Raw genomic sequence first — 16,769 nt, forward strand, 5'->3', positions numbered from 1 at the left:
GGTCACAGGTGACTGTCACCGCTGGCGGGCACTACCAGGGGACAGCCTCTCCTTTCCAATCATAGAAAGTACCGCTCTCTGCCGGCGTTCGCTTGAGGAGAACGTCTACAAGGTGGCGCGCGCTCTCGTCCGGAGACAGCTTGTCATGGCCACTGAAGCCTTCGGTGAATGAGGTCGCAACCGTGCCGGGATGAAGCGCCACGAGCCGCGCCTCCTTGTGCGTCCTGCCGAGTTCCACGGCCGCGCCGTGGATGATCTGGTTCAAAGCGGCCTTCGCCGCCCGATACGAATACCAGCCACCCAGCTTGTTGTCCCCGATGGAGCCGACGCGCGCAGAAAGCACCCCGCAGAAGGCAGCCCCTTCCCGCGGGAGAAGCTGTGGAAGATGCCGTAGGATAAGCGCTGGCCCGATCGTGTTCGTGCGGAATTGGTCCTCCATCGCCTCAGCCGTCAACGCCTTGAGCGATTTCTCGGGCCCCTGCCCCGCGCCATCGAGCTTGCCCGTGGCCACCATGACGATGTCGAACGCGCCGAGCCCGCCGAGAGCTGCGTCCACGGCGTCAGGGTTGGTCACATCGAAACCGTCTTCGCTGCGGGAGAGCCTTGTGACGCGAAGCCCGCGCCCCTCGAGTTCCGCGGACAGCGCTTTTCCAATTCCGCCTGAGGCGCCGAGTACCAGTGCTTTTTCCATGGCGGCGCACATAGCCTGCCAAGGTCGAGGGGCCAGCCCCTCGAGCTCCCCGAGATACGGGGCACAAAGAAGAGACGGCTTGTCCGGGAAATCACTTGCCCTGTTTGGGCCGTGGGCCACTTCTTCCCCATGCGTTGCCTCGCCATGCTCTTTCTTGCCCTGCCGCTTTCCGCCGCGGCGCTCGAGCTGACGCATCGCGAGACGATCTCGCTCCGTGGTCCGTCCTCGCTTGAATTCGATCCCCTCCTCTGCGGCGTCTGGATCGCCAATGAGGGGCGCGAGGTGGCGTTCATGGGGCCCTCTGGAGAGATCACGCGGGGCTTCGAGACCGCTCTCTTCACCGCCAAATCGCTCACCGTGACGACAGAGGGTCTTCTCGTCTCCGACGGCACAGGCCGCTTCGAACTCCTGAGCAAGGACGGAGAACAGCTACGAGAGCCCTATCGCATCCCGGGCGCGATCTGGGACGTCGAGGGGATCATGGCGCGCCCAGGCAGCGGGCTCGTCATCACCCAGGATGCGGATGCGCGCGTCTGGGAGATAGACGCATCGGGCGAGGAACTCTGGGCCATCGAAGGGTTCGAGATGTCCCCTCCCATGGTGGAGCCGCAAGGCATCGCATTCGACCGGCGCACGGGTGCTCTTTACGTCGTGGACGACCAGGAAGGCTCCAACAGCCTCTTCGAATTCGCGCCTGACGGGACCTTCCTTGCCCGGCATTCCCTCGCGGAGTGGGGCCGCGACCCCGAAGGCATCGCGATCCAGGCCGATACCGGAACGATGTGGATCGGCTTTGACGACGGCGGGGCACTTGCAACCTTCGACTACGTGCCGACACTGCGCGAAGACGCTCCGAACGCCACCTCAGACGCCTGCGCGCTCTTCTGAGAAACCCCCTTCACACGTCGCTCCGCGAGTGTATGGTGCACCCTATGCTGATCGCGACGCATAGCGCCGCCCTTCTGGGCCTTCTCCTTAGCCGCTCCTGAGCGTGCCATTCGGCGCGACCGCTCAGGAGAGACCAGCGCCGGCCAAGAAGACCCCAGCAAAAGACCACACCGATGAAAGCCATTGACCTCGCAGAGAAGCTCGCGCTTTTCGACACCCATTGGGATCCCAAGGTGGTTGCCGGATACAACGGCAACGACGTCATGGTCGTGAAGTTCAAGGGCGCGTTCCCGTTTCACAAGCATGACGACACGGATGATTTCTTCCTCGTGCTCGAAGGCGAGATGGAGATGGATCGCGAGGATGGTCCGCCCGTTCGCGTGGGTGCCGGCGAGCTGATCGTCGTGCCCGCGGGCGTGGTGCACCGCCCTCGGGCGGTGAACGAAGTGAAGGTCTTGCTGATCGAGCCGAAAGGCGAAGCCAATACCGGCGACAGCGGCGCGCCGCCCGCGCCGAAGGACCACATCTAGGACGACCGACATGACCGACAGAGTAGTCATATTCGACACCACCCTGCGCGACGGAGAGCAATCCCCCGGCGCCACCATGACCCACGATGAAAAGCTCGAGATCGCAGAGATGCTCGACGAGATGGGCGTGGACATCATCGAGGCGGGCTTTCCCATCGCCTCAGAGGGCGATTTCGCCGCGGTGAGCGAGATTGCCGAGCGCAGCAAGAAGGCCACGATCTGTGGCCTGGCACGCGCGAACCACAAGGACATCGATCGCTGTTGGGAGGCCGTGAAACACGCGAAATCCCCGCGCATTCATACCTTTATCGGCACGTCCCCTCTCCATCGCGCGATCCCGAACCTCACGATGGACGAGATGGCCGAGCGGATCCACGAAACGGTCACCCATGCGCGAAATCTCTGCGACAACGTCCAGTGGTCGCCGATGGACGCGACGCGCACGGAATGGGACTATCTCAAACGCGTGGTGGAAATTGCCATCAAGGCCGGCGCCACGACCATCAACATACCCGACACGGTGGGCTATACGGCCCCGGTGGAGAGTGCAGATTTGATCCGCCGCCTCATCGCCGAATGCGAGGGCGGGCCGGACGTCATCTTCGCAACCCATTGTCACAACGACCTGGGCATGGCGACAGCCAACAGCCTCGCCGCAGTCGAAGGGGGCGCGCGGCAGATCGAATGCACGATCAACGGCTTGGGCGAACGTGCGGGTAACACGGCCTTGGAGGAAGTGGTGATGGCGCTGCGCACGCGCGCCGATATCATGCCCTTCCACACTGGGGTGGATGCCACCAAGATCATGGCGGTGAGCCGACGCGTCGCCTCGGCGGCGGGCTTCCCGGTCCAGTTCAACAAGGCCATCGTGGGCAAGAACGCCTTCGCCCATGAGAGCGGTATCCACCAGGACGGGATGCTGAAAAATCGCGAGAATTTCGAGATCATGCGTCCCGAGGACATCGGCTTGTCGGGAACGTCCTTGCCCCTCGGCAAGCATTCGGGGCGCGCGGCTCTCCGCGACAAGATGGAAAAGCTGGGCTACCCGATGGAGGCCAATCAGCTCGCTGATCTCTTCGTGCGCTTCAAGGATCTTGCCGACCGCAAGAAGGAGGTGGAGGACGACGACCTCATCGCGCTCATGAAGGACGAGCTCGCAGAGGACCAGAACGAGCACATGCAGATCAAGTCGCTCAAGGTGGTCTGCGGCACGGAAGGCCCGCAGACGGCAGACCTCGTCATGACCATCGAACGCACGGAACGGACGGCGCAGGCCACCGGGGACGGACCCGTGGACGCGACCTTCAATGCCGTCAAGGAGCTCTTTTCCCACGGCGCGCGGCTCGACCTTTATCAAGTGCATGCGGTGACCCAGGGTACGGACGCCCAGGCCACCGTGAGCGTGCGCATGATCGACGACGAGGGTCGTGTCGCCACGGGGCAGTCAGCGGATACCGATACCGTGGTGGCCTCCGCAAAGGCCTATGTGAACGCCCTCAATCGCCTGATCGCCCGCCGCGAGCGCGAGGGCTCGGACATCAAGATGGTGAGCTACAAGGACGCCGGCTGACAGACGCGGCAAAGGGCCGTCGAAGGGCCTGAGGGCCTGTCCTTACACCGCGTGAGGGCGCAGTTTCTCGACCTCCGGGCGATAGGGCTGCGCGCTCGGCGGCAATTCCGGGACGATGACCGCGTCCTTGTATCGGAGTTGCCGCCACAGGACCGGCAGAAGGCGACGATAGGCCGCCCAGATTGATGGGTCCGGCGCCGGATGGTCGTGCTTCACGAGCTCATGCAGCGCGGGCAGGTGGTAGTAGGGCACCATGGTGAACATGTGGTGCTCGAGGTGGTAGTTCATGTTGAGATAGAGAAAGCGATTGACCGGGTTCATCATGACAGTGCGTGTGTTGAGCCGATGGTCGGTGACGTTCTCCGCGAGCCCCAGATGCTGCAGCGTCCCCGTCATCACCATGTGCCATGCGCCGTAGATGCGCGGCCCGCCGATGAGAAGCAGCGGTATCCAGCTCTGCAGGAGCAAGGCCGAGAGCCCTGCCCCCAAAAAGATCGCGATCCAAATCCGCGCGACACCGGCCACCGCCGCACGCTCTTCGGGCTTCACGTAGGTCTCCTCCTCGGGGTGCAGGCGTCCCGACGCATGCAGGATGAGCCGCTTTACGTGATCCACGAGGTAAGGCAGCCCGACGAGGTTCAGGAGAAGCCTGCCGAGATCGGGAGGGCGCATCTGCTGGATCTCCGGGTCACGGCCCACGACGATCGTATCGGTATGGTGACGGACGTGAGAGTATCGCCAAACGACCGGGTTCCGGATCAGCATGAAGCTCGCGATATGGTAGATAACCTGGTTCATCCATGCGGTCTTGAAGGCGGTCCGATGCCCGCATTCGTGCCAGCGCGCATCCGAGCCTGAGCCATAGAGCACGCCGTAGGCCAGCCAGAATGGAACGGACCACCAGGAGGGCATCAGCCAGATCGCGGCACCCGCAAAGACCCCCATGAGCCCGAGCCACAGCGCGGCATCCCGCCCGGCGCGCAGATCGGATTTCCGGGTGAGTGGCTGAAGACGCTTGGGATCCACTTTCGTGCGATACCATCGCGGTGACTTGAGCCCCGCCGCTTCCGCCGCCTCGGAGGACCGTTGTGTGAGCGCGTAATCATCAAGCATGGCCAAACGCTACGCCACGTCGCCGTTAAGTCAATTCCAACGAAGTGTCCTTAACCATGCGCGCGGGCTTGCTCAGAGTGCCGCAGTCAATGAACGTGACCCTTTTACCTTTGCCGGGCGAGCCCTATAAGCGCGCAACGCGTGACTTGGGGAGTCGCGACGCAAAAACATTGGGGATCAGCATTTATGGCAGGGTTCGGCAGCCTCTTTTCGGCAGACATGGCCATCGACCTCGGAACGGCGAACACACTTGTTTACGTCAAGGGCAAGGGCGTCATTCTGAACGAGCCATCGGTTGTGGCGTATCAGGTCAAGGACGGTGTGAAGAAGCCGCTGGCGTTCGGCGAGGATGCCAAGCTCATGCTTGGCCGCACGCCGGGCTCGATCCAGGCCATCCGGCCTATGCGCGACGGCGTGATCGCGGATTTCGACGTCGCCGAAGAGATGATCAAGCACTTCATCCGCAAGGTGCACCGCCGGACGACGTTCACGAAGCCCAAGATCATCGTATGCGTGCCCCACGGCGCGACCCCCGTTGAGAAACGGGCGATCCGCCAATCGGTGCTCTCGGCCGGTGCGCGCCGCGCGGGGCTCATCGCCGAACCCATCGCCGCAGCCATCGGCGCGGGCATGCCGATCACCGACCCGACCGGCTCCATGGTCGTCGACATCGGCGGCGGAACCACGGAAGTAGCAGTGCTTGCCCTGGCCGACATCGTCTATGCACGCTCCGTTCGCGTGGGTGGAGACCGGATGGATGAGGCCATCATCTCCTATCTCAGACGCCAGCATAACCTTCTCATCGGCGAGGCCACCGCTGAACGCATCAAGACCTCGCTGGGCACGGCACGCATGCCGGATGATGGCCGCGGGTCGTCCATGCCGATCCGAGGTCGCGACCTCCTGAATGGCGTCCCGAAAGAGGCAGAGATCACCCAGGCGATGGTCGCAGAAGCGCTTTCCGAGCCCGTCCAGCAGATCTGCGAGGCGGTGATGACAGCGCTCGAAGCCACGCCGCCAGACCTCGCCGCCGACATCGTGGACCGTGGCGTGATGCTCACGGGTGGCGGCGCTCTTCTCGGAGAGCTTGACCTGGCCCTGCGAGAACAGACAGGGTTGGCGGTAAGTGTTGCCGACGAGAGCCTGAATTGCGTGGCGATCGGCACAGGCAAGACACTCGAATACGAAAAGCAGCTCTTGCACGTCATCGATTACGACAGCTGAGCTGACAATACAGGCAGACGGACCCTGAGCGGAGATCGCTTTGGCCAAGGAACGTCACAGCGCAGAGGATTTCGCCCGGCCGGTGCGGCGGCTGGTGACAGCTGTCCTGTGCCTTCTGCTCACCGCGGTCTTCATCCTTTGGCGGGTCGACAGCCCGCGCGTGGAAAAGCTGCGGGTACAGGTCACCGATACCCTCGTGCCCTCGCTTGACTGGGCTATGGCGCCTGCCACGGGCCTTGCGCATCTCGCGTCAGATTTCCGCTCCTATCAGCGCATCTTCGATCAGAACCAGGAGTTGAAGCGCGAGCTTCAACAGATGCGCGCCTGGAGAGAAGCGGCGCTGCAGCTCGAGCAGGAGAATGCACGGCTTCTCGATCTCAACAAGGTGCGGCTCGATCCCAAGTTCACGCATGTGACCGGCGTTGTCATGGCCGACAGCGGATCGCCCTTCCGGCAGTCTGTGCTCATCAACGTCGGAGCGCGCGACGGCATCAGGGACGGCTGGGCCACGATGGACGGTCTCGGGCTCGTTGGCCGGATCTCCGGTGTCGGGTCCACGACGAGCCGGGTGATCCTGCTCACGGATGCATCCTCTCGCGTGCCGGTCACGATCCAGCCATCGGGCGTGCGGGCGATCCTTGCCGGGGAAAATACGGCGCGACCACTCCTCGAGCTCATCGAGAACGTGGACGCGCTGCGCCCGGGGGATCGCGTGTTTTCCTCTGGCGACGGTGATGTCTTTCCGGCGGGCCTTCTCGTCGGGGAGGTCGTGCAGACCTCTGATCGACGCCTGCGCGTGGGGCTTGTGGCGGATTACGAGCGGCTCGAGTTTCTGCGTGTGATCCGATCGCGCGAGCTTGATGCCATCACCGATCCGGGCGAGCTCATTGCTCCTCCGCTCCCCCAAGCGGCTCTGATCGAGGAGCCTGCCGATGGCTAGTCAGGCAGTCTCAACGGCTCCGGTGAGCGGAGGTCATCTGTGGCTCATGCGAGCGGCGTTCGTCGCGGTGTCGCTTCTCATTCTTGTGGTCCAGCTCCTGCCCTTGGGGCTCGCGCCGATCGGCTGGGTCGGACCGGATCTTCTCTTCGCGCTCGCACTCGTCTGGGTTGCCCGGCGCCCGGCCTATGCGCCTGTGGGCTTGGTCGCCCTCGTTTTCTTTATCGCCGACCTTTTGCTTCAAAGACCACCCGGCCTTTGGGCCGCCACAGCTCTTCTGGCGACGGAAGCCCTACGCGCGCGCTCCCATGACTTGCGCGACATGATTTTCGCGGCCGAGTGGGGGATCGTGACCGTCATTCTTGGCGTCTTCACGGTTTGTTTTCTGGCGCTGTGGATGCTTCTCGTGCCTTACGAGATTTCCGTCCCACTCTTCGTCCTGCAGATGCTTCTCACCCTCCTTGCCTACCCGCTCATGACCGGCATTTCCGTCGCCGTGTTCGGAGTGACCAAGGCGCAGCCCGGTCAGACCGACAGTCTTGGGAGGAAACTGTGAAAGCCTCACCCAAGGACATCGAGATTTCACACCGCCGCATCTCGCGGCGCGGGCTCGTCTTCGGCGGAGCGCAGCTTGCTCTGATGGGCGTGCTTGGCTGGCGCATGCGGCAGTTGCAGGTCGAGCAAGCCGATCAGTTTCGCCTTCTGGCGGAGGAAAACCGCATCAACATGCGCCTCCTCCCACCAGCGCGGGGCATGGTCTTCGATCGCAACGGGCGCATCCTCGCCGAGAATGAGCAGAACTATCGCATCGTCATCACGCGCGAGGACGCCGGCGACGTAGACATTGTCCTCGGCGAGGTCGCGCGCCTCATCGAGCTCGGCCCCGATGAGGTTGCACGCGCACGCGAGGATATTTTCGAGCGCCCGCCCTTCGTCCCCGTCACGATCGCGGACCGCCTGAGTTGGGAAGCCGTGGCCCGTGTCTCGGCCAACATGCCACGCCTTCCCGGCATCCACGCGGACTTCGGCCTTTCGCGGCACTATCCGCGGGGCGCGGATCTCGCGCATGTCCTTGGCTACGTTGGACCTGTCTCGGATTTCGACCTCGCGCGCATTGATGATCAGGATCCTCTGCTTCAGATCCCGAAATTCCAGATCGGCAAGACGGGCGTGGAGAACAAGTTGGAGCGTGAGCTCCGCGGGCGCGCGGGCGCGCGGCGCATCGAGGTGAATGCGGCCGGCCGGATCATGCGCGAGCTTGAGCGAGAGGAAGGCACACCCGGTGCTGACATCCAACTCACCATCGACAGTCGCCTTCAGAACTACGTGCAGGCGCGCCTCGGAAACGAGTCCGCGTCCGCCGTCGTCATCGATTGCGAGAAGGGCGATCTCTTGGCCATTGGGTCCGCCCCGGCCTTCGACCCGAACCTCTTCGTGCGCGGGATCTCGGTCTCGGATTACTCGGCCCTCACCGAGAACAAGTACCGTCCGCTCGCAAACAAGTCCGTGCAAGGCACCTACCCGCCCGGCTCCACTTTCAAGATGATCACTGCACTCGCCGCCCTTGAAGCGGGCGTCGTCGGCCAGAGCGAGACCGTTTTCTGCGGAGGGGCGACAAAGGTGGGCGGCCAACGCTTCCACTGTTGGAAGCGCGGCGGCCACGGACGCGTCGACCTCATGAAGAGCCTGCGCGAAAGCTGCGACCTCTACTACTACGACATAGCCCAGCGCGTGGGCATCGACAAGATGGCCGAGATGGCCCGCACTTTTGGCATCGGCGTGCGCCACGACATCCCCATGTCGGCCGTGGCCGAAGGTCTCGCGCCAGACAAGGAGTGGAAGCGGCGGGTTCGCGATGCCGAATGGCGCGTGGGCGACACCGTCAATGCGTCCATCGGGCAGGGCTACGTTCTCGCTTCGCCGCTGCAGCTTGCGATCATGACGGCACGCATCGCCACCGGGCGCGCGGTCACGCCGCGCCTCATCGCGTCTAGAAACGGCATCGCAGAGCCCTCAGGCGCGGGAGAGCCGCTGGACGTGAGCGTCACCGCGCTCACCGCGATCCGCAAGGCGATGTACGAGGTCGCCAACGATAGAAAAGGGACCGCCTATGGCTCCCGGATCATCGCCGAGGATTTCCGCATGGCGGGCAAGACCGGGACGACACAGGTCAAGCGGATCTCGCCGGAAGAGCGGGCGCGCGGCATCACCAAGAATGAAGACAGGATCTGGGAGCATCGAGATCACGCCCTCTACGTGAGCTTCGCACCCTACGAAAACCCGCGTTTCGCGGTGGCCGTCGTGGTGGAGCACGGTGGTTCGGGATCCCGCGCCGCGGCGCCTCTGGCGCGCGATATCATGCTGCAGGCCCTCTACGACGGGACGCCGCCCGTGGAGGCGTACCCGGCAAAAGACCGTGAGCGTATCACGACGCAGCAGGAAGAGCTGGAGCTCTGGGACGGGGTGGAAGACCGCCTGCCGCCGAGGGAGCAGGCATGAGCTATCTCGAGTATCGCCTTCAGACGGTACCGTCCGGCCTCAGGAAAGTGCTTGCACTCAATTGGCCGATCATCCTGCTCGTCACCGCCATCGCGAGCGTCGGCTTCCTGATGCTCTATTCCGTCGCGGGCGGCTCCCTGAGCCGCTGGGCAGAGCCTCAGATGCAGCGCTTTGCCATGGGAATGGTGGGGATGTTCATCATTGCCATGGTTCCGATCTGGTTCTGGCGCAACATGTCCGCGCTCGCCTATCTCCTCTCCCTGGTCCTCCTCGTGGTCGTGGAAGTCGCCGGTGTGACCGGTATGGGCGCGCAGCGATGGATCGACCTTGGCTTCATGCGTTTGCAGCCGTCCGAACTCATGAAGATCACACTCGTGATGTTTCTGGCGGCGTACTATGACTGGCTTCCGATCGAGAAAACCTCGCGGCCACTCTGGGTCATCCTGCCCGTGGCACTGATCCTCTTGCCGGTCTTTCTTGTCCTTCGTCAGCCCGACCTCGGAACATCGATCCTGCTCATGGCCGGGGGCGGGACGATCATGTTCATCGCCGGGGTACACTGGGCCTACTTTGCGACGGTGATCAGCGGTGCAGTCGGTCTGATTTTCGCTGTGTTCCAATCCCGCGGGACAGACTGGCAGCTCCTGCAAGACTATCAATACCGGCGGATCGATACGTTTCTCGATCCCTCCAAGGATCCCCTGGGCGCGGGCTACCACATCACGCAGGCGAAGATCGCGCTGGGAAGCGGCGGCTGGACCGGTCGCGGCTTCATGGAAGGCACGCAGTCGCGTCTGAACTTCCTGCCCGAGAAGCACACCGATTTCATCTTCACGACCTTGGCGGAGGAATTCGGCTTCCTCGGCGCATTTTCCCTGCTTGTGCTCTACGCGCTTGTCATCGGGTTCTGTATCGCCTCGGCCTTGACCATGAAGGATCGCTTCGCCTCGCTGCTCACGTTCGGGATCGCTGCGACATTCTTCTTCTTCTTCGCCGTTAATATGGCGATGGTGATGGGGCTTGCGCCCGTGGTGGGCGTGCCACTGCCGCTCGTCAGCTACGGCGGGTCCGCGATGCTCGTCCTACTTTGCGCGTTTGGCCTCGTTCAATCGGCCCACGTGCACCGGCCCCGCTGATGCTCGGCGTCCTCTTCGCCGCGAGATCGGAAAAGTGGGAAGCCTATGATGCGCCTTTGACAGCGGCTCTCAAGGCTGCGGGCATCGAAGCCCGCCTCGCGCCCGACATGCCTCCGGAGGATGTGGATTACATCATCTACGCTCCGAACTCCCCCGTGCAGGACTTCTCGCCCTTCACGCGGCTGAAAGCAGTGCTCAACCTATGGGCCGGCGTCGAAGGAGTGGTCGGAAACCCGACACTGAAGGTGCCCCTCGCCCGCATGACGGATGAGGGCATGTCGGAGGGCATGGTCGACTATGTGACGGCCCATGTCCTGCGCTATCACGTTGGTCTCGACGCGCATGTGGTCAATCCGGCGCGCGTCTGGAACGACACGCCGCCGCCCCTGGCACGCCATAGAAAGGTGGGCCTGCTCGGGCTTGGCGCCCTTGGCGGCGCTTGCGCGGAACGGCTCGCGGTCATGGGGTTTGAGGTCTGGGGCTGGAGCCGACGACCGAAGACCATGAGCGCAGTGCAGACGCGGTTCGGGCCCGATGGCCTCAAGGAGGTTCTGGAGCACTCCGAAATCCTCGTCCTGCTTATGCCACGCACGCCTGAGACGGAGAACACCCTCAACCCCGAGACGCTCTCACTCCTTCCGAAGGGGGCGATGATCATCAATCCCGGTCGAGGGGAGCTCATCGACGATGAGGCACTGATTGATGCCCTTGATCGCGGTCACGTGGGTCACGCGACGCTGGACGTGTTCCGCAAGGAGCCCCTACCCGAGGACTATCCATATTGGACCCACCCCCGAGTGACGGTGACACCGCATATCGCCTCGACCACGAGGCCAGACCTAGCGTCACAGCGGATCGTGGAGAATATCCGGCTCAACGAGGCGGGCGCTCCCATGCTTGACGTGGTGGACAGGCAGGCAGGCTATTGAGCTAGCGCAGCTTCGGTGGCTTTTCCGGATCCGTGCCGGGAGCCTCGGGGGCCACGGTTTCAGCCCGCGTCTTCGGCAGATCAAAGCGAAGTGCCACTCGCGCGAGCTGGCCTGCGACGGCATCTGTCGCGCGGATGAAGGTCACGTCCAGTTGCCCGGCTTCCAGTCCCGAAAACGTCAATGCTTCGCTGGCTGCTTGGCTCAGTGCGCCCTCGGCGCCCGGTGCGGCGTCCACGAAGGCCAAGATATGCCCCCGACTGCCATCTTCGTAGGTCGCCATGGCGAGGAAGGCTGTCTCCGCGGCCGCGCCCATGAGCGCGAGCTTGGCGTCGAGCGCGGTCAAAAGCCGCTCTGGAAGCTCTCCCGGCGCCGTGACCTGGTCCACCTTCAGTTCCGCCGCATCCGGTGCATGCGTGAGGGTCTCTGCCAGCCAGGCGACGGCACCGGCGGGCAGCAGATAGGAAGATGGCGCGACCTCGAGATTGAGGCCAAGTCCCAGCTTCTCTTCAGCCAGCAGCCGGACAAGCGCGCGGCCGGACAGTGCCACGAAGGGCGAAGGGCCACCCACGAAGGCCGCCAAACGCTCCGCTCGGTCGAAGGCGACGACGACGCGCCCCTCTTCCTCGAGGTCAAAGAGTTGTGGTTTTACATCGTCCCCCACGGGTTCTTCTTCCACGAGGAGAAAGAGCTCCGCGTCGGCCACGCGCTCGTAGAAGCGCAGGCGGTCCGCGTCACTGCCCGTTGCTTCCATGGCAGCGAAGGCAGTGTCGATGGGCGTGGGATCGATTGCGGTCGAACTGGTCATAGCACCTCTTTCACCCGGCGGCGCAGCGCGGGCAAAAGCTCGCTCTCGAACCAGGGGCGCGCTCGCAGCCACGCATTGTTGCGCCAGGAGGGGTGCGGCAGGGGAAAGACCTCGGGCGCGTGATGCCGCCATTGAGCCACGCGGTCCGCAACGGTTCCCTTGCCCAAATGCCATGCCTGCGCAGCGCCGCCAACGAGCAGCGTAAGCTCGACCTGCCCCAGCACGGAAAGGACCCGGGCGCGCCACGTCTTTGCACACAAGATCGGGGGCGGAAGATCAGAGCCTTTCGCGTCATATCCCGGAAAGCAGAACGCCATCGGCACGATCGCGAGGCGACGCGTGTCGTAGAACGTCGCCTCGTCGACGCCCATCCACGCGCGCAGCCGATCTCCAGACGGATCGGTGAAGGGTTTTCCGGACTTGTGCACGCGAAGACCCGGCGCCTGACCTGCGACTAGGATGCGGGCCCCCGGGGCGAACCATGCCACCGGGCGCGGCGCATGGCCCGTGGCCGTCTGCGCAAATCGATCTTCGCAGAGGCGGCAGACCCGAATGTCGGCGGCAACGTCTTCCATACCGGGGGTATGTGCCGCTCCCTGCGGCAGCGGCAAGTGGGGACTTGCATCGTTTCTATATTTCTATAATAGTAGAAATATGAATCAGATACCTGTCCAAGACGCCCGCCTCGCCGAAGTCGCTTCTACCTTTGCCGCTCTCGGCTCTGAGCAGCGGCTCACGGTCTTGCGTGCGCTCGTGCGGGCCGGTGACCCCGGGCTCAGCATTGGCGCCCTCGGAGAGCGGACAGGGGTCACGGGATCCACGCTGACCCATCACATGAAGATCCTCACCCAAGCGGGGCTCGTGACCCAAAAGAAGCAGGGCCGGTCGATCATATGCGCGGCTGTCGCCTATGATGAAGTGCGCGCGCTCTCCGAGTTTCTCATTTCCGAATGCTGCGCGGATAACGGGGATTGCGTCCATGACTGACCTCACCCAGAACCTGCCGCGCTTCCGCGACATCCCGAAGGGCTGGCTCGCCTGCCTCTTTCTGATCGCGCTTCTGGCGGTCTTCGACACGCCGCAACTCCCTGAGACCCTCGTCTTCACGGCCGGGGCGCTGGCCCATACGGGGCCGTTCATCCTCTTCGCGGTCTGCGCTGTGGCTTACGTCAAGGCCACCGGCGCGGAGGCGCTGCTGGCGCAGGCTTTCAAAGGCAACCAGGTGCGCATGATCGTGCTCGCCTCGCTCGTGGGCGGGCTCTCACCGTTTTGCTCCTGCGAGGTCATCCCCTTCATCGCCGGGCTCCTGGCCGTGGGCGCGCCGCTCTCTGCGGTTATGGCCTTCTGGCTCTCCTCCCCGCTGATGGATCCGGCCATGTTCACGATCACGGCCGGTGCGATCTCGCTTGAATTCGCGCTTCTGAAGGCCGTGGCGGCGGTGGCCCTCGGGGCCATGGGCGGGTTCGCGACGATGGCGCTCATGGGCTCCCCTGTCTTCCAGGACCCGCTCCGCGCCCAACCGGCCAAGCGCGGCTGCGGCTGTGGGCCCTCACCCTTCTCGGGTACGCCGCTCTGGCGCTTCTGGCAGGAGGCGCCCCGCCGCGAGACCTTCCGCGAGACGGCCATCGAGAATGGGCTCTTCCTCCTGAAATGGCTCACGCTGGCCTACCTGATCGAGAGCATCATGCTGGCCTATGTCCCGGCTGAAAGCATCGCGCACGTCCTCGGCGGCGAGGGCGCCGGACCTGTCCTCCTCGGCGCGCTCATCGGGGGGCCTGCCTATCTCAACGGCTACGCCGCCGTGCCGCTCGTGGGCGAACTCTTGAACCAGGGCATGGCCCCTGGCGCAGCGATGTCCTTCATCATCGCGGGCGGCGTCAGCTGCATTCCCGCCGCCGTCGCCGTCTGGCCCCTCGTCAAGCCGCGCGTGTTCGCGGCCTATATCGGCTATGGGCTCATCGGCGCGATCCTCGCGGGCTTTGCCGCCAACGCGATCCTCTGAGACAAGATGCGCAGCCGCGCGGCGCGCGTTAACGTCGTATTATGCCCCTGAGCGTTACCGTGCGTGCCAGCGTTCAAAGCCCTTGAAATGTGGTTAACGCGCCGTTGCAACATTGTACGCCATCGCATACGACGGCGAAAAGTCCGCTAGGGGGATCCGCGATGACGCGTGTCTGGAATTTCATCTCGAACTATTCGCTGCTTCTCATTGCCGGCGCTCTGATCGCGCTCGTCTGGGCGAACATCGATTTCGACAGCTACCACCACTTCGTCGAGTTCAAGATCTGGGATCACGCACCCATCGGGCACTTCCACGACGGCCACAGGACGCTGACGCTCCACTATCTCGTCAACGACATTCTGATGGCATTCTTCTTCGCCATCGCCGCCAAGGAAGTCTGGGAAGCGGTCATTCTCAAGAACGGCTCCCTGCGCGGCAAGAAGGCAGCCACGCCGCTCTTTGCAACGGCTGGCGGCATGTTCGGCCCCATCGCCGTCTACCTCGGCCTCGCGGCGCTTCTCGGTTCGGACACCTATGACGCGGTGGCCAACGGCTGGGCCGTGCCGACGGCGACCGACATCGCATTCTCCTATCTCGTCGGGCGCCTTGTCTTCGGTGCAGGCCACCCTGCCGTGCGGTTTCTGCTTCTGCTCGCCATCGCCGATGATGCGGCAGGCCTGATTATCCTCGCGGTTTTCTATCCGTCCGGTGACCTTGCGCCCGTATGGCTTCTGCTTTCGGTGTTTGCAGCGGTGGGTGTCTTTGTCCTCGCCAACTGGCTGCCGCGGCGTCTCGACCGGGGCAATCAGGCACGACCGAATTCGACGTGGGTGCGGAAGACACTCGGCTTCTGGCCCTACCTCCTGGCAGCGGCGGCAAGCTGGTACGGCTTCATGATGTCGGGTCTTCACCCTGCGCTTGGGCTTCTCCCGATCGTTCCGACCATCCCCCATGCAGATCGTGATTTCGGCATCTTCGCCGCCGCTGAGGCGCACATGACTGACCTGCTCAACCAGATCGAGCACGCACTCAAGGCGCCGGTCGAGGTCGTCCTCTTCTTCTTCGGCCTCTGCAACGCCGGGGTACAGTTCTCTTCCATGGGCGATGCGACGTGGCTCGTGCTTGCCGGCCTGATCGTCGGCAAACCGGTGGGCATCCTCCTCTTCGGCTGGGTCGCCGCGCGCCCCATGGGGCTCGGCATTCCGGAAGGCATGCGCATTGTCGACCTGATCGTGATCGGCTTCGTCGCGGCAATCGGCTTCACAGTCTCGCTGTTCGTTGCCGCCGTGGCCTTCGACGCGGGGCCGGTCCAGGACGCAGCCAAGATGGGGGCGCTCTTCTCCTTCGCCGCCGCTGTGATCGCGATCATCGCGGGCAAGGTGTTGCGCGTCCAGAAGCAGGACCTAGAGGGCACCATCGCGAGCCCCCATGCCACGCCTGCCGAGTGATATCGATGAGGCCCGCTTGAGGCGCCAGGAGGCTCTTCAAGCGGGTCCCGCGACACTGAACTGCGCCGCCGGGCCAACCGAGCTTGCCTGCGAGTCAAACTTCCCACTTTTGCCTTAATTTACGCCAAGATTCCGGGTACACCTTCGGGAACGGATGGCCCTTGAGGCTGTCTTAAGACACCGTCGTTACAAGGCGGTCGATTGTCGGCGCAGGGGCAAGCCGGGGAGCACCAATGCTCGAGTTCGTGAACGTGTCCAAGTCCTTTTGGACGGGTCAGCAGCGCAAGGTCATCCTTGATCGCGCCTCGTTTCGCGTGGAACTCGGCAATTCCCTCGGCATTCTCGCCCCGAACGGCACAGGCAAAACAACGGTCATCAATATGATGGCAGGCCTCGAGAAGCCGGATGAAGGCGCCATCCACCGCAAGTGCAAGATCTCGTTTCCCCTGGGCTTCATGGGCGGGGTCGTGACGCGGCACACCGCCGTCGAGAACTGCCGCTATATCGCGCGGCTCTACGGACTGGACCCGGACTACGTCGAGGCGTTCTGCCGGTGGATGTGCGGGATCGAAGAGTACTTCGACCAGCCCATCGGCACGTATTCCTCAGGCATGCGCGCGCGATTTGTCTTTTCGCTGCTCCTCGCGCTCGATTTCGACATGTATTTGATCGATGAGGGGATGCCGCAGACGACGGACGTCTCGTTCAATCAGAAGGCGGCCGCGATCCTGAAGGAACGGCTCGAGACGACAACCGTGATCATCGTGTCCCATCAGCCAGCCACGCTGGAAAAATTCGCTCGATCTGCCGCAGTGCTTATCGACGGGCAATTTGTGATGTTTGATACCCTGGAAGAGGCGAGACAGCTTTATGACTACCAAACCCAGGGCGAGTAAATTCCGCATCAAGCGCAACGCTGGCCCGTCCCGGCCACACGCGTCAACGCCTGAGCAAGAGGGCGACGGCGCCGATGCGAGCAGCAATCAGGGCGACGAGC

Annotated in this window: 17 protein-coding genes; 13 read left to right on the forward strand and 4 right to left on the reverse strand. The window is 63.6% G+C overall.

The genetic code is table 11. The features are described 5' to 3' along the window. Positions 1 to 31: 31 nt before the first annotated feature. Complete coding sequence (locus AAFM92_09300; GenBank protein MEL7300564.1) at positions 32 to 691, reverse strand: SDR family NAD(P)-dependent oxidoreductase; 660 nt, start codon at positions 689 to 691, stop codon at positions 32 to 34. Between the two features lie 129 nt (positions 692 to 820). Here AAFM92_09300 and AAFM92_09305 point away from each other — a divergent pair, with 129 nt between their 5' ends. The 3 genes from AAFM92_09305 to AAFM92_09315 all read left to right on the forward strand — a co-directional run bounded on the left by AAFM92_09305 (position 821) and on the right by AAFM92_09315 (position 3,679). Further along, on the forward strand, positions 821 to 1,579 hold the full coding sequence (locus AAFM92_09305; protein ID MEL7300565.1) for a hypothetical protein: 759 nt from the start codon (positions 821 to 823) through the stop codon (positions 1,577 to 1,579). A gap of 173 nt (positions 1,580 to 1,752) precedes the next feature. After that, positions 1,753 to 2,109 carry a cupin domain-containing protein gene (locus AAFM92_09310; protein ID MEL7300566.1) on the forward strand — a complete coding sequence of 119 codons (357 nt, stop codon included), beginning with the start codon at positions 1,753 to 1,755 and terminating at the stop codon, positions 2,107 to 2,109. Between the two features lie 10 nt (positions 2,110 to 2,119). Then, the gene (locus AAFM92_09315) at positions 2,120 to 3,679 is read left to right on the forward strand and encodes a 2-isopropylmalate synthase (GenBank protein MEL7300567.1); all 1,560 of its coding nucleotides are present in this window, start codon (positions 2,120 to 2,122) and stop codon (positions 3,677 to 3,679) included. A gap of 42 nt (positions 3,680 to 3,721) precedes the next feature. Here AAFM92_09315 and AAFM92_09320 read toward each other — a convergent pair whose 3' ends face one another. Beyond that, entirely contained in the window at positions 3,722 to 4,792 is a 1,071-nt protein-coding gene (locus AAFM92_09320) for a fatty acid desaturase (protein MEL7300568.1), read from the reverse strand. Between the two features lie 186 nt (positions 4,793 to 4,978). Between AAFM92_09320 and AAFM92_09325 the strand changes: the two genes are divergently transcribed. From AAFM92_09325 to AAFM92_09350, 6 genes are read left to right on the forward strand one after another with little or no spacing between them, the layout of a single operon-like run. Beyond that, positions 4,979 to 6,016 carry a rod shape-determining protein gene (locus tag AAFM92_09325; protein ID MEL7300569.1) on the forward strand — a complete coding sequence of 346 codons (1,038 nt, stop codon included), beginning with the start codon at positions 4,979 to 4,981 and terminating at the stop codon, positions 6,014 to 6,016. 40 nt (positions 6,017 to 6,056) lie between these two features. Continuing rightward, positions 6,057 to 6,956, forward strand: coding sequence for a rod shape-determining protein MreC (gene mreC / locus AAFM92_09330; GenBank protein ID MEL7300570.1), 900 nt, complete (start codon positions 6,057 to 6,059; stop codon positions 6,954 to 6,956). Continuing rightward, positions 6,949 to 7,509: a rod shape-determining protein MreD gene (locus tag AAFM92_09335; protein ID MEL7300571.1), complete on the forward strand. Its 561-nt coding sequence runs from the start codon at positions 6,949 to 6,951 to the stop codon at positions 7,507 to 7,509. Before mreC ends, AAFM92_09335 begins: the two co-directional genes overlap by 8 nt. Continuing rightward, positions 7,506 to 9,452, forward strand: a complete 1,947-nt coding sequence (gene mrdA / locus AAFM92_09340; GenBank protein MEL7300572.1) for a penicillin-binding protein 2 — start codon at positions 7,506 to 7,508, stop codon at positions 9,450 to 9,452. The genes AAFM92_09335 and mrdA overlap by 4 nt, the downstream gene beginning before the upstream one ends. Beyond that, positions 9,449 to 10,588, forward strand: a complete 1,140-nt coding sequence (gene rodA / locus AAFM92_09345; protein MEL7300573.1) for a rod shape-determining protein RodA — start codon at positions 9,449 to 9,451, stop codon at positions 10,586 to 10,588. The genes mrdA and rodA overlap by 4 nt, the downstream gene beginning before the upstream one ends. Continuing rightward, the gene (locus AAFM92_09350; protein ID MEL7300574.1) at positions 10,585 to 11,517 is read left to right on the forward strand and encodes a glyoxylate/hydroxypyruvate reductase A; all 933 of its coding nucleotides are present in this window, start codon (positions 10,585 to 10,587) and stop codon (positions 11,515 to 11,517) included. Before rodA ends, AAFM92_09350 begins: the two co-directional genes overlap by 4 nt. Position 11,518: 1 nt before the next feature. On the opposite strand, the gene AAFM92_09355 is transcribed toward AAFM92_09350, so the two are convergent. Both AAFM92_09355 and AAFM92_09360 read right to left on the reverse strand, forming a co-directional pair. Beyond that, entirely contained in the window at positions 11,519 to 12,322 is an 804-nt protein-coding gene (locus tag AAFM92_09355; GenBank protein MEL7300575.1) for an SseB family protein, read from the reverse strand. Next, entirely contained in the window at positions 12,319 to 12,897 is a 579-nt protein-coding gene (locus AAFM92_09360) for a uracil-DNA glycosylase family protein (GenBank protein ID MEL7300576.1), read from the reverse strand. The genes AAFM92_09355 and AAFM92_09360 overlap by 4 nt, the downstream gene beginning before the upstream one ends. A gap of 79 nt (positions 12,898 to 12,976) precedes the next feature. Between AAFM92_09360 and AAFM92_09365 the strand changes: the two genes are divergently transcribed. The 4 genes from AAFM92_09365 (at position 12,977) to AAFM92_09380 (ending at position 16,668) form a co-directional block, all read left to right on the forward strand. Continuing rightward, a complete protein-coding gene (locus AAFM92_09365) occupies positions 12,977 to 13,309 on the forward strand; it encodes a metalloregulator ArsR/SmtB family transcription factor (GenBank protein ID MEL7300577.1) in 333 nt (110 codons plus the stop codon). Then, positions 13,302 to 14,324, forward strand: coding sequence for a permease (locus AAFM92_09370; GenBank protein MEL7300578.1), 1,023 nt, complete (start codon positions 13,302 to 13,304; stop codon positions 14,322 to 14,324). The genes AAFM92_09365 and AAFM92_09370 overlap by 8 nt, the downstream gene beginning before the upstream one ends. Before the next feature lie 161 nt (positions 14,325 to 14,485). Then, positions 14,486 to 15,772: a Na+/H+ antiporter NhaA gene (locus AAFM92_09375; protein MEL7300579.1), complete on the forward strand. Its 1,287-nt coding sequence runs from the start codon at positions 14,486 to 14,488 to the stop codon at positions 15,770 to 15,772. A gap of 233 nt (positions 15,773 to 16,005) precedes the next feature. After that, positions 16,006 to 16,668, forward strand: a complete 663-nt coding sequence (locus AAFM92_09380) for an ATP-binding cassette domain-containing protein (GenBank protein MEL7300580.1) — start codon at positions 16,006 to 16,008, stop codon at positions 16,666 to 16,668. Positions 16,669 to 16,769 lie beyond the last annotated feature (101 nt).

The organism is Pseudomonadota bacterium, assembly GCA_038533575.1.
In the GTDB taxonomy this organism is placed as follows: domain Bacteria; phylum Pseudomonadota; class Alphaproteobacteria; order Rhodobacterales; family Rhodobacteraceae; genus Shimia_B.

Excerpts from the sequence above, each read along its gene's own strand:
- AAFM92_09370 (MEL7300578.1), top strand. The coding sequence starts at position 13,302 with ATGACTGACCTCACCCAGAACCTGCCGCGCTTCCGCGACATCCCGAAG.
- AAFM92_09355 (MEL7300575.1), bottom strand. The coding sequence starts at position 12,322 with ATGACCAGTTCGACCGCAATCGATCCCACGCCCATCGACACTGCCTTC.
- AAFM92_09375 (MEL7300579.1), top strand. The coding sequence starts at position 14,486 with ATGACGCGTGTCTGGAATTTCATCTCGAACTATTCGCTGCTTCTCATT.
- AAFM92_09315 (MEL7300567.1), top strand. The coding sequence starts at position 2,120 with ATGACCGACAGAGTAGTCATATTCGACACCACCCTGCGCGACGGAGAG.
- AAFM92_09300 (MEL7300564.1), bottom strand. The coding sequence starts at position 691 with ATGGAAAAAGCACTGGTACTCGGCGCCTCAGGCGGAATTGGAAAAGCG.
- AAFM92_09380 (MEL7300580.1), top strand. The coding sequence starts at position 16,006 with ATGCTCGAGTTCGTGAACGTGTCCAAGTCCTTTTGGACGGGTCAGCAG.
- AAFM92_09305 (MEL7300565.1), top strand. The coding sequence starts at position 821 with ATGCGTTGCCTCGCCATGCTCTTTCTTGCCCTGCCGCTTTCCGCCGCG.
- AAFM92_09365 (MEL7300577.1), top strand. The coding sequence starts at position 12,977 with ATGAATCAGATACCTGTCCAAGACGCCCGCCTCGCCGAAGTCGCTTCT.
- rodA (MEL7300573.1), top strand. The coding sequence starts at position 9,449 with ATGAGCTATCTCGAGTATCGCCTTCAGACGGTACCGTCCGGCCTCAGG.
- AAFM92_09335 (MEL7300571.1), top strand. The coding sequence starts at position 6,949 with ATGGCTAGTCAGGCAGTCTCAACGGCTCCGGTGAGCGGAGGTCATCTG.
- AAFM92_09320 (MEL7300568.1), bottom strand. The coding sequence starts at position 4,792 with ATGCTTGATGATTACGCGCTCACACAACGGTCCTCCGAGGCGGCGGAA.
- AAFM92_09360 (MEL7300576.1), bottom strand. The coding sequence starts at position 12,897 with ATGGAAGACGTTGCCGCCGACATTCGGGTCTGCCGCCTCTGCGAAGAT.
- AAFM92_09325 (MEL7300569.1), top strand. The coding sequence starts at position 4,979 with ATGGCAGGGTTCGGCAGCCTCTTTTCGGCAGACATGGCCATCGACCTC.
- AAFM92_09310 (MEL7300566.1), top strand. The coding sequence starts at position 1,753 with ATGAAAGCCATTGACCTCGCAGAGAAGCTCGCGCTTTTCGACACCCAT.